Raw genomic sequence first — 11,969 nt, 5'->3', positions numbered from 1 at the left:
CCGGGCGGCGCCTGCTGCGGGCGTACGTTGCCGATCAGCGCGCCCTCGTCGCGGGGGCCGGAGAGCATCACGCCGGGCATCGCCAGGTCGCGCATCGACTGGATGACCGGCTCGTACAGGGCACGCGACGCACCGCCGGCCCGACGGGCGACCACCATGTGCAGGCCGACGTCGCGGGCCTGGGCCATCAGCGGTTGCAGCGCCTGGGCGGGCGAGGACTGCTGCGTGGCGACCAGGTCGTAGTCGTCGATCACCACGAACACCTCGGCGCCCGACCACCAGGAACGGTTGCGCAGCTGCTCGGGCGTGACGTCCGGGCCGGGGATGCGTCCCTCGAGGTACTCGGCGATCTCCTTGAGCGCGGGCGTCGCCTGGTTGGCTGAGGTCAGGTAATTGAGCAGGTACTCGTCCGGCACCTCGCCCAGCGCCGAGCGCCGGTAGTCGACCATGACGATCTGCGCTTCCTTCGGCGAGCGCGTGCGGATGATCTCGTTGACGTACGCGCGGAGCAGGCCGCTCTTGCCGGACTGCCCGTCACCGAAGACGAGCATGTGGGGCTCGGCGTCCACGTCGAGGGTGAGCGGGGCGAGCTCCTTCTCGTTGATGCCGAGCACCACCAGCTTGTCGTTGATGCCGCGCCGCTGGGCGTCCTCGCGGACCGTCTCGAGCCGGATGAGCTCGGGCAGCAGCCGCAGCTTGGGCCCGGCCGGGCCGCGCCAGGCCGTGGCGACCTGGTCGATGAGGTGCTCCACGCCGTCGCCCAGCGTGAGCGGGTCGGGCTGGGAGTCGATGCGCGGCAGCGCGCCCAGGAAGTGCAGCTTGCTCGGGACCAGACCGCGACCGGCGCGGCCGGTCGGCACGAGGGCGGCGACCTTGCGGTCGACCTCGGAGTCGAGCGGGTCGCCCAGGCGCAGCTCCAGCTTGGAGCCGAACACGTCGCGCATGGCCGCGCGGTAGTCGGCCCAGCGGGCCGTGGCAGTCACGAGGTGCAGGCCGAACGTGAGGCCGCGGGTGGCGAGCTGCTGCAGCTCCATCTCGATGTCGTCGAACTCGGCGCGCAGCGTGCTCCACCCGTCGATGACCAGGAACACGTCGCCCCAGCCGTCGTTGGCCCGACCCTGCGCCCGGCGTGCCCGGTACGTCTCGATCGAGTCGATGCCCTGCTCGCGGAAGTACGTCTCGCGGCGGTCGACGATGCCCTGGACCTCGGCGATGACACGGCGCACCACGTCGGGCTCCGAGCGGGTGGCCACACCCGACACGTGCGGGAAGCGGGCCAGCGGGGCGAACGCGCCGCCGCCGAAGTCGAGCACGAAGAACTGCGACTCCGCCGGGGTCGTGGTCAGGCTCATGCTGACCACGATCGAGCGCAGCAGCGTGGACTTGCCCGAGCGCGGACCGCCGACCACGGCGACGTGACCGGTGGCGCCCGACAGGTTGAGGGTCATCGTGTCGCGGCGCTGCTCGCGCGGACGGTCGACCGTACCCAGCGGGATCACCAGACCGGGCAGGTTGCGCCACTGCATCGAGACCAGACCCAGGTCGGGGTGCTCGGCCAGGTCGGGCATCAGCTCGTCGAGCGTGTCCGGGACGTCCAGCGGCGGCAGCCACACCTGGTGGGCGGGCGTGCCCTGGCCGATCATCCGCTGCACCGCGATGTCGAGCAGCGACGGCTGCTCGCCCTGGGTGGGGCTCGGGGTCGGAGCGACCTCCTCGACCTCCGGCTGCAGGGTCTCCAGGGCCATCACCTCGGAGATCGTGAACGGCAGGATGCCGCGGACGTGGCCGCCCTCGTCACGGGTGACGCGGGAGCGCGTGCTCGGCGGACCGGAGACGTACGCCGCCTTGAACCGCAGGAAGGTGGACTGGTCGGGCTTGAGGTAGCCCAGACCGGGCACGGCGGGCAGCTCGTACGCGTCGGGGACGCCGAGCACGGCGCGCGACTCGCTCGCGGAGAAGGTGCGCAGGCCGACGCGGTACGACAGGTGCGACTCCAGCCCGCGCAGGCGGCCCTCCTCGAGGCGCTGGGAGGCCAGCAGCAGGTGCAGCCCCAGCGACCGGCCGAGCCGACCGATGGCGACGAAGAGGTCGATGAACTCGGGCTTGGCGCTGAGCATCTCGGAGAACTCGTCGACCACGATGAACAGCGACGGCATCGGGTCGAGCGGCTCGCCGGCCGCGCGGGCCTTCTCGTAGTCACGGATCGAGGCGTAGTTGCCGGCCTCGCGCAGCAGCTCCTGCCGACGCACCATCTCTCCCGACAGGGCGTCCTGCATGCGGTCGACGAGGGTGAGCTCGTTCTCCAGGTTGGTGATGACGGCCGAGACGTGCGGCATCTCCGCCATGCCGGCGAAGGTCGCACCACCCTTGAAGTCGACCAGGACCAGGTTGAGCTGCTCGGGGGAGTGCGTCATCACCAGCCCGAGCACCAGGGTGCGCAGGAACTCCGACTTTCCGGAACCGGTCGCGCCGATCACCAGGCCGTGCGGGCCCATGCCCTGCTGGGCGGACTCCTTGATGTCGAGGTGGATCAGGCCGCCCGAGTCGCCGATGCCGATCGGTACGCGCAGGCGGTCGCGCGAGGGTCGCGGGCGCCACGACATGTTCGGGTCGAAGGTGTGGATGTCGCCCAGGCCGAGCATGTCCATGTGGTCGGGGTTGGCCGAGGTGATGTCGACCGCGTTGCCGCCGGCCGCGGCGGCCTCGGCGCTCGCGGACTTGAGCGGTGCCAGTCGGCGCGCGAACGCCTCGGCGGTGGCCAGGTCGCACTGGTCGGCCAGCGCCTTGATCGGCTCCTCCCGTACGCGCAGCGCAAGGACCGGACGCTTGCCCAGCTCGTCCGCTCCCTCGGTGAACTCGAGGCGCAGCCGGGTCGGGTCCTCCAGCACGTCCCAGCGGGCCGGCAGGTCGAGCAGGGTCACGCCGTGCAGGCCGTCCGGGGGCACGATGTGGTTGCCGGGCGGCAGGTGGCCGCCGTCGATGACGATGAGGATGTGCGGGGTCGCCGCCCGCTCGTCGGCGCCGAAGCGGGGACGCTCGGACAGGTCGGGCGGGAGCAGGCTGCCGAGCTCGTCGAGCGAGGTGCTGACCAGGCGGCGCGGGCCCACGGCGTCGGTCTCGCGGTTGCTCAGGGCGTGCGGCATCCACTTGACCCAGTCCCAGTGGGTGAGGTTCTCCTCGGAGCTGAGGACCGCCACCACGAGCTGGTCGGGGTTGTGGAACGCGGTGGCCGAGCAGATCATCGCGCGGGCCGCGGAGCGGGCCTCCTCCTCGTCGCCGCACAGCTCGATGCGGTCGAAGGCCCGCAGGTCGATGGAGGCCGGGAGGTTCGGCTGGTGGCGGTGCACCACGAGCAGGCGGTGCAGCGCGGAGGCGGCGGCCGGGTCGACCTGGTCGATCGGCGCGCTCTCCGGCGGGAGCAGCTCGAGTGAGAGCGGCTGCGAGCACAGGCCGTACCGGACGTGCAGGTAGTTCTCGTCGCCCGGGCCGTGCTCCCACAGGCGGGTGCGCTCCTCGGCCAGGGAGGGCAGCGCGGTCGGCTCGGGGTGGTGCCAGTTGAGCGCGCGCCGCTGCTGGTCGCCGGCGTCGCGGGCGACCTTGCGGATGTTGGACAGGTAGCGCAGGTACTCGGTGCGCGAGCCCGTGACCTGCTGCGCACGCTGCTTACGCTGCCGGTCGATCTGGACGATGATGAAGCCGAGCGTGGCCGCCAGGAACATGCCGGCGGCGAGGAACGACCGGGTACGGTTCGCGCCACCCATCGTCGCGACGAGCACGATCGAACCGAGGCTTCCGAGCATCGGGATCGCGTTCATCATGACGCCGGCGGCGCCCTCGTTCTCCTGCAGTTCCGGCGGTGGCTGCAGCGCGATCTGACCGGACGGCATCTCCGGTTGGTCGAGCCTGTGTCCTCCGCGCAGTGTCGTGCTCACAGCACTGTCCCCCTTGGCGCTCGGTCAAGTCGCGGTCGATGATAGGTGTCGGCCGGGCGAGGGGACTAGCCTGTCGCAGACCCGGGCACGACCCGGGGGCGGCCCCGTCGGGAGGGCCACAGATCCGTACGACCAAGGGGGACTGGTGACGGAGTCGACGTCGGTGCGGACCGCCGAGACCGTCGCGCTGAGCGTGCACGGACCGGCCGGAGTGCTCGACCTCGTGGTGCCGCTGGCGGCCACGTCGGTGGACGTGGCCAAGGCGTACGCCTCCGAGGCGGGGCTGGCGAGCATGCCGCTGCTGCAGCGCCCCACGGGCGAGCTGGTGCCCGCGGGCCGGTCGCTCGGCGAGCTCGGGATCGGAGCCGGGTCGCTGCTGATCGCCTCCGCCGGGGTGCACCGTCCGCGGCAGTCCTCCGTGATGGCCAGCCTGCGCAACATGCCCGACACGCCAGCGCTGGCGGGTCTCGTCGCCTCGCTCGCCGTCTTCGCCGGGCTGCTGGCCAGCTGGTACGCCGCCCGTTCCGGCGACGACCTTGGCCGTACGGTCGTGGTCGGGGTCCTGATGCTCTGCGCGCTGCTCGCAGCGCTGCCGTGGGGACGCCACGCCGTCCAGCGGACCGCGGCGGCGCCGGCCTTCGCGGCCGCCGCGGCCTTCGCCGCCGTGTACGCCCCGGGCGTGCACCTGCTGCCCACCGTCATCGCGGTCTGCGCGCTGGCCGCCGCCGTCGTCGCGGGCGTGGGCCGCGCCCTGTCCGGCACGACCGACGAGGCGGCCACGGTGTGGATCGCCTCGAGCCTGGTCGTGGCGGGGGCCTGCGTGCTCAACCCGCTGCTCGAGTGGGCGCCGGTCGTGGTGTGGAGCATCCTGCTGGTGCTCTCGATGCTGGCGGCCCGCTTCGTCCCCTCGTTGGCCATCGACGTTCCGGACGAGGCCCTGCTCGACCTCGAGCGGCTCGCCGTCACCGCCTGGTCGGCGCGCGACACCCGCGACGGACGCGGCAAGCGCGGCCGGATCGTGGTCGCCGCCGCCGCGATGGACCGGATGGTGGCCAGCGCCTCCCGTACGGTCGCGGCCGCCTCGGTCGCGATCGCTGTCGTGACCCTGGTCGCGGCCCCGTTGCTGCTGACCTCCTCCACGCTCTCGCCGGACGTGATCGGCACCCGGTGCCTGATCTTCCTCGTCGGCGCCTCGCTGCTGCTCGCTGCGAGGTCGTACCGGCACTGGGTGCCGCGGCTCTTCCTGCGCGTCGGTGGGATCGGCGCCTGGGCGGTGCTGGCCTTCCACCTGCTGTCCACCGGCAGCGGCTGGGCGGTCGCGCTGACCGTGGCGCTGATGCTGCTCGGGGTGGTCGTCGTCCTGGCGGCCGTCGCCACCGGCCGCGGCTGGCGGTCGGTCTGGTGGGCCCGGCGGGCCGAGGTGGGGGAGTCGCTCGCGGGTGCCTTCGCGCTGGCCGCCGCCGTCGTTTCCTCGGGACTTTTTCGCATCGTCTGGGAAATCACGTCTTGATGGTTTAGGCCCGAACCGCCCGGGTACATCCCTCTCTGTGCGGGGGGCCGGGACGTCTCCCCGACATCGCACCACCACCATCACTGTGAACTCGGTCGGTTCGACCGCCGAGGGGGAAGGATCGACATGAGTGAACTGTTCGGCCAGACAGAGAAGGCCCTCAGCAAGGCCGCAGACCTCGTTGACACGGCTCGTCAGGACGTCAAGGGCAAGTGCAACGAGCTCGGCGGCCGCATCAACGAGCTGATGGCTGGCTGGGGCGGCCAGGGCGCCTCCTCGTTCAACAACCTGATGATCGCGTGGCAGGAGAAGCAGGAGACCATCCTCCGGGCTCTCGACCAGCTGTCCGCCTCGCTCGTCGAGACCGAGAAGGACAACGTCTCCACCGACGAGAACCAGTCCGCCACCCACAACAGCCTCGCCAGCCGCCTCGGCTGACCCGACTTTCGAAGGACATGACGATGAGCTTTGACGGCATCAAGGTCAACCACGGCAGCCTCGAGCAGGGTGCCGCCGACGTCCGGACCGCGGCGCGCCGCATCGAGTCCCGACTCGACGAGCTGGAGTCGCAGCTGAACCCGCTGCGCAACGACTGGAACGGTAACGCCAAGCTGGCCTACGACCAGGCCAAGGCGAAGTGGGACCAGGCCATGACGGAGATGATCGAGCTGCTCGACCGCGCGTCGATGGGCGTCTCGCAGTCGAACGACGAGTACCGCCAGGCCGACCAGCGCGGCGCGGGTCGCTTCAGCTGAACGGCAGTGGTCGAGGCCGGTCACCCCTCGGGGTGGCCGGCCTTCGGCATGTGTGAGCCGGTGGCGCCCGCTCTCACGGCTGGCCCACCGGCCGAGCGGTTCACCTAGGCTGCTCCCGTCCGGTCGGACCGGACACCCAGACACGCAAGGCACATCGAGCATCCAGCGGGGGAAAGCAACATGAGTCAGGTCTCCTCGGTCGGTTCCGGGCTGGTCCGGGTGACCGTCGCGTCCGGTTCGCGACGCGTCGACCTCGTCCTTCCGGGGGCGGTCCCGGTCGCCGAGCTCGTGCCCGAGCTCGCCCGCTCCGTCGGCCTCCTCGACGCCTCCACCGTGTACGGCGGTTATAAGGTCGTCACCCAGGAGGGGCGCCAGCTCGCCAGCGACGCCGGCCTCACCATCCAGGGCATCGAGGACGGTGGCCTGCTGACCGTCACCGCGGGCATCGACGAGGGCGCCCCGCGGGTGTACGACGACGTGGTCGAGGCGATGGCCGACGTCGTCGAGAACGAGATGAAGCCGTGGGAGCCCGCGAGCGGCCGTCGTACGGCCCTCGGCGCGGCCTCGCTGCTGCTCGGACTGGGGGCGTTCGCCCTGCTGCTGCTCGGCGAGAACATGCTCGCCGGGGTGGCCGCGGCTGTCGTCGCCGCCCTGCTGGTCGTCTCGGGCGTCGTGCTGGCGCGGGTGCAGACGGAGCCGGAGGCCGGCATCGCGGTCGCGGTGCTCGCCTCCCTGTACGCGGCCGTCGCGGGCCTGCTGCTGGCGCCGGGCTCGCTGTCGGGGTGGAGCTGGCCGTTCGCCGCCGACTTCTTCGGGTGGCCGCTGGCCTGTGCCGGTGGCGGTGCACTGCTGGTGGGTCTGGTGGCCGTGGTCGGCCTCCGCGAGGGCCGGGCGCTGGTCATCCCCTCCATCGTCGTGGGTGCGCTGCTGCTCGGCTCGGGCATCGTGCTGCAGCTCTTCGACATCGACCCGACCGTGCTGTTCACGGTCCTGCTGACGCTGGTGGTGCTGGCCGGCAGCATCTTCCCGTGGTTCGCGCTCGGCGTGACCGGGACCAAGCCGGAGCAGCTGTACTCGCTGCACGACATCACCGCAGACCCCAAGGAGATCGACCCGGCCCAGGTGGGCGCCGACGCCCGGGTCGCCCACGAGATCCTGCTCGCGGTGTCGATCACGGTCGGCACCCTGCTGGTCCTCTTCGCCCCCTTCGCGGTGCAGCGCGGGATCGCCGGCACCGTCCTGGCCGCCGCCTGCTGCCTGGCGGTCATGTTCCGGACCCGTCAGTACCGCACCGGCTCGGAGGTGCTGGCCGGACTGGTCTCCGGGATCCTCGGCCTCGTCTCGGTGGCCGTCTCCATGCTCTTCCTGCACACCGAGTGGCGCGCGGGGGCCGCGGTGGCGCTGGCCGTCGTCGGTGCGGGGCTGCTGCTCACCACGCTGGTCCCCAGCTCGCCGTCGGTCCGCCGCGGCCGCATCGGCGACCTGCTGGAGACGGCGACGCTGGTGGCGCTGCTGCCGCTGATGATCGTCGGGGCCGGCTTCTTCGCGATGGTGGCGGGCTGATCCATGGCGACCAAGAAGGACCTCGTCGAGGCCCACACGTTCAGCCGGCGACGTCTCGTCACCGCGTTCGTCAGCGGTGCCCCCGGCGGCCGAGAGGTCGAGCCGGTCAAGCCCGGCCGCGTCCTCATCGGCGGGATCGCCCTGTCGGTGCTGATGCTGGCCGGTGCCGCGATCGCCGGCTTCCTGCTGGGCCGCCCGCCGGCGGGCTGGCTGGAGGCGGGTAGCTTCGTGATCTCCAAGGACACCGGCGAGCAGTACGTCGTCCTGCGCGGCGGCGACGACGCCAAGCTCCAGCGGGTGCCCAACTACATCTCGGCGCAGCTGCTCATCGGCGAGGCCGACCTGACTCCGTTCACCGTCCGCGACAAGTACATCCGCGACGTGCCGCTGGGCAGCGACCTCGGCATCGAGGGCGCGCCGGCCAGCCTCCCCGACCCCGACATGCTGCTCTCGGAGGGGTGGACCGCCTGCACCGCGGACGGCGACGGCGTCAAGGTCGCCCTGACCGACCAGCAGCTGGTGGAGGACCTCGTCGGCTCCGCGTTCGTGGTGCGTTCGGAGTCGACCCAGACGTACTGGCTGATCGCCACCGAGCCCGACGCGGGCACCCGTCCGGGCCGTGCCCTGCGGTACGCGTTGCCCAAGCGCGGCGCGGACGGCGTGGCCAGCGCCCTGAAGTTCCCGTCGGTGGCCAGCAGCCCGGAGGTCTCCTCGGACTGGCTGAACCTGTTCCCGGTCGGCTCGTCGCTGACGGAGGAGCAGTTCGGCATCACCCGTGAGGGCGAGCCCGCTGCGTACTCCGGGTCGCCGACCGACTTCTCCGACCACACCATCGGCACGCTGCTGCGCCTGGGCGGTGGCAGCCGGTACTTCCTGCTCGCCGACGACGGCGTGATGGAGCTGTCCCCGTTCGCGGCCGAGCTGTACAACGCCATCGTCAGCCCCGCCGTCGACTACGACGGCAACCCGCAGGTCACCCGCCTGCAGGAGGAGTACCCGACCGACTGGCCGCAGTCGCTGCCGCAGCCCGTGGCCTCCGGACCGATGTGCGCCGTCCTGCACCCCTCGGCCGAGGGGGAGACGCGGGTCTCGCTGGCGCACCGCCCGCGTGGGGAGGCCGCGCCGGACGACGTCAGCGCCGGCACCCACACCGTCTACGTGCAGCCCTCGCGCGGCGCGTACGTGTTGTCGGGCTCCGACAGCGGCGAGGGAGGCGGCACGCCGTACGTCATCGACTCCAAGGCCCAGCGGTACGCGCTGATCGGGCCGGAGGTGCCGGGTTCGCTCGGGTTCGGCTCGCAGGAGGCGCCGGTGGTGCCCAACACGTGGATGGACTTCTTCGAGGCGGGCGTCTCGCTCAGCTCCAACGCGGCGCGGCACATCCCCGAGGACGCGAAGCCGACGAGCACGGGCCCGGAGCAGTGACGGTGCGTCCCTGCGGCCGGGGCCGTACGTGGCCCGCGAGGTGGTTCGCGCCCGGTGCTGCGCTGGCCGCGCTGGCGGTGGGTGGCCTGACGGTGCTGCCCGTTCCGCTGAGCGCTGCTCCGGCGGCCGCGGCTGAGGGGGACCGGTGCGACCCGGCGGTGCTGCCGAGCTCGGAGCGCCAGGCCGACGCCAAGCCGACGCCCAACGAGGTGTTCCGACGGTTGCAGGTGGAGCAGGCGCACCGGATCGCGACCGGTTCCGGCGTCACCGTCGCCGTGGTCGACAGCGGTGTCTACGACGGCCCGACCAGCATGAAGCTCCTGCCCAAGCAGAGCATCGGCGGGCTCAAGGGCGACATCCGCGACGGCCACGGGACGATCGTGGCCGGCCTCATCGGCGGTGAGCACGGGATGGCACCCGGCGCCCGCATCCTCCCGATGCGGGTCTACGACGCCACCGGGGCCGACGGCAGCGCCGACCAGGGGCAGCCCCTGACCAACCGGGGGCTGGCGGACGGGCTGCGCCAGCTCGCCGGCCTCGTCGACCAGTTCGACATCAAGGTCGTCAACATTTCCCTGTCCATCCCCTCCGACCCGGACGGTCAGGTGGCGGCCGCCGTGGACGCGCTGGTGGCCCGCGACGTGGTCGTGGTGGCTGCGACCGGGAACCGCGAGGCGGAGACCAAGGCCAGCGGCACCCCGCGCAGCGACGCGTCCCGCTTCCCCGCCGACCTCGACAACGTCCTGGGCGTCTCCGCAGTCGGGCCGGTCGGCACCAGCCCCGCCGACTACGTGCTGCCCAACCGGGGCACCGACGTCGCCTCGCCCACCGCGGGCGCCGTGTCGTACAACGCCAACGGCCAGCGCTGCCGTACGGACACCGTCGCCACGTCGTGGGCCGCGGCCAACGTGAGTGGACTGGTGGCCCTGCTTCGTCAGGCGTACCCCGACGACACGGCCCAGCAGATCGTGGCGCGGATCGTGGCCACCACCGAGGGTGCGGGCGCCCGCGACGAGAACGGCGACGCGGAGAACGTCTGGACCGGCGGGGGAGTGGTCCAGGTCCACGACGCGCTCACCCGCGAGCTCGCCTCGACGCCGGACGGCGAGGTGTCGCGGAGCCAGACCGAGGTGTCCGCCGACGCGCAGGCGCCGCCGCCACCGCCGAAGGTGGACCTGTTCGGCTCCTCGCGCGTGCTGCTCCTGTGGGGCGGTCTGGCCGCCGGCAGCCTGCTGGCGCTGGCGTTCATGCTGCGGCCGCTGCTGCGCAAGCACCTGCACGAGGGCTGAGCCCGAGACGTACGCAGCCGGCGCGGCGAGCGTCAGCCGGACCGGGCTGGCGGTGGCGTGCGTCATGCGAACCGGGCGGGCGGTGGCGTGCGTCATCCAAGCCCCCTCTTGGCGACGGGTGCGTCGTACGAATACGTACCTATTGGTCTCGATCCGCATGACGGACGCGGGCCCTGAGCCGGTCACGTATGACCCCGCGTGAGGCGAGGCGGCATCGTATGACGGACGGGCGCGCTGGGACGGGTACGCCTGACCCTGCCGCCGGGGAGGAGGGTTCGTATGACGCTCCGCAGGGCGGACCCCGAGACGTACGAAGCCGGCCCGGTCGTGATGACCGGGCCGGCTTCGGCGTTGTGGCGGAGATGGGGGGATTCGAACCCCCGAGGGCTATTAACCCAACCCGCTTTCCAAGCGAGCGCCATAGGCCACTAGGCGACACCTCCACGGAGGAGAGTACCGGTCGCCTCCACCGGCATGAAATCGCCCCCGGCGCTCCGGGGAGGACGCCGCGGTCGCCCGGTGGGCCGGGTTGGGAAGCTGCGGGTGTCTCACCTAGACTCTCCGCAACCCCTCACGTGGCGGCACCTAGCCCAACTCCCCCAGGGCCGGAAGGCAGCAAGGGTAAGCAAGCTCTGCCGGGTACGTGAGGGGCCTTTTGCATTTGCGGTCGTGACCGTGCCGTTGTCGGTGGGGGTGGTTAGGGTTCAGGGCGTGGAGTCACCCCTTGCGCTGTACCGCCGCTACCGGCCGGAGACGTTCGCCGAGGTCATCGGCCAGGATCACGTCACCGACCCGCTGCGGGCTGCGCTCGCCAACAACAGGGTCAACCACGCGTACCTCTTCTCCGGCCCGCGCGGCTGCGGCAAGACGACGTCGGCCCGCATCCTGGCCCGCGCCCTCAACTGCGCGCGGGCGCCGATCTCCGACCCGTGCGGCGAGTGCGACTCGTGCCGCGACCTGGCCCGGGGCGGTTCCGGCTCGATCGACGTGATCGAGATCGACGCCGCGTCGCACAACGGCGTCGACGACGCCCGCGACCTGCGTGAGAAGGCGTTCTTCGCGCCCGTGCGCGACCGATACAAGGTCTACATCATCGACGAGGCGCACATGGTGACGCCGGCGGCGTTCAACGCGCTGCTCAAGCTCGTCGAGGAGCCGCCCCCGCACCTGCGGTTCATCTTCGCGACCACCGAGCCGGAGAAGGTCATCCCGACCATCCGCTCGCGCACCCACCACTACCCGTTCCGGCTCATCCCGCCGCGCCTGCTCAGCGACTACCTCGAGCAGCTCTGCGCCGCCGAGGGTGTGCAGATCGAGCCCGCCGCGCTGCCCCTGGTCGTGCGCGCCGGCGCCGGGTCCGCCCGCGACACCCTGTCCGTCCTCGACCAGCTCCTCGGCGGGGCCGGGCCCGACGGCGTGACGCACCACCTCGCGACCTCGTTGCTCGGGTTCACCCCCGACACCCTGCTCGACGAGATCATCGACGCCTTCGCGG

8 protein-coding genes, 1 tRNA gene and 1 other RNA gene are annotated in these 11,969 nt (G+C 72.0%); 8 read left to right on the top strand and 2 right to left on the bottom strand.

Annotation, left to right across the window (positions count from 1 at the left end):
- On the bottom strand, positions 1 to 3,887 hold a 3,887-nt coding region (eccCa, locus tag ACI379_RS07965), incomplete at its 3' end, for a type VII secretion protein EccCa (protein WP_439791549.1).
- A gap of 190 nt (positions 3,888 to 4,077) precedes the next feature.
- Between eccCa and ACI379_RS07960 the strand changes: the two genes are divergently transcribed.
- The 6 genes from ACI379_RS07960 (at position 4,078) to ACI379_RS07935 (ending at position 10,474) form a co-directional block, all read left to right on the top strand.
- Positions 4,078 to 5,442 carry a hypothetical protein gene (locus ACI379_RS07960; RefSeq protein ID WP_439791548.1) on the top strand — a complete coding sequence of 455 codons (1,365 nt, stop codon included), beginning with the start codon at positions 4,078 to 4,080 and terminating at the stop codon, positions 5,440 to 5,442.
- A gap of 126 nt (positions 5,443 to 5,568) precedes the next feature.
- The gene (locus ACI379_RS07955) at positions 5,569 to 5,880 is read left to right on the top strand and encodes a WXG100 family type VII secretion target (RefSeq protein ID WP_439791547.1); all 312 of its coding nucleotides are present in this window, start codon (positions 5,569 to 5,571) and stop codon (positions 5,878 to 5,880) included.
- Positions 5,881 to 5,903: 23 nt separating this feature from the next.
- Positions 5,904 to 6,197 carry a WXG100 family type VII secretion target gene (locus ACI379_RS07950; RefSeq protein WP_439791546.1) on the top strand — a complete coding sequence of 98 codons (294 nt, stop codon included), beginning with the start codon at positions 5,904 to 5,906 and terminating at the stop codon, positions 6,195 to 6,197.
- 180 nt (positions 6,198 to 6,377) lie between these two features.
- Positions 6,378 to 7,760, top strand: coding sequence for a type VII secretion integral membrane protein EccD (gene eccD / locus ACI379_RS07945; RefSeq protein WP_439791545.1), 1,383 nt, complete (start codon positions 6,378 to 6,380; stop codon positions 7,758 to 7,760).
- A gap of 3 nt (positions 7,761 to 7,763) precedes the next feature.
- The gene (locus ACI379_RS07940) at positions 7,764 to 9,185 is read left to right on the top strand and encodes a type VII secretion protein EccB (protein ID WP_439791544.1); all 1,422 of its coding nucleotides are present in this window, start codon (positions 7,764 to 7,766) and stop codon (positions 9,183 to 9,185) included.
- Positions 9,182 to 10,474 carry a S8/S53 family peptidase gene (locus ACI379_RS07935; RefSeq protein WP_439791543.1) on the top strand — a complete coding sequence of 431 codons (1,293 nt, stop codon included), beginning with the start codon at positions 9,182 to 9,184 and terminating at the stop codon, positions 10,472 to 10,474. Before ACI379_RS07940 ends, ACI379_RS07935 begins: the two co-directional genes overlap by 4 nt.
- Before the next feature lie 354 nt (positions 10,475 to 10,828).
- Here ACI379_RS07935 and ACI379_RS07930 read toward each other — a convergent pair.
- Positions 10,829 to 10,917: transfer RNA gene (locus tag ACI379_RS07930), tRNA-Ser, on the bottom strand.
- A gap of 122 nt (positions 10,918 to 11,039) precedes the next feature.
- Here ACI379_RS07930 and ffs point away from each other — a divergent pair.
- Together ffs and dnaX are read left to right on the top strand one after the other, a co-directional pair.
- Positions 11,040 to 11,130: signal recognition particle sRNA small type (gene ffs, locus ACI379_RS07925), an RNA gene on the top strand.
- Between the two features lie 55 nt (positions 11,131 to 11,185).
- Positions 11,186 to 11,969: DNA polymerase III subunit gamma/tau (dnaX, locus tag ACI379_RS07920; RefSeq protein WP_439791542.1), on the top strand; the 784-nt coding region annotated here is incomplete at its 3' end.

The organism is Nocardioides sp. (assembly GCF_051876515.1).
Classification (GTDB): Bacteria; Actinomycetota; Actinomycetes; order Propionibacteriales; family Nocardioidaceae; genus Nocardioides.
Note: the sequence above shows the minus strand (reverse complement) of the source record. Positions and strands in the feature narration are given on the sequence as shown.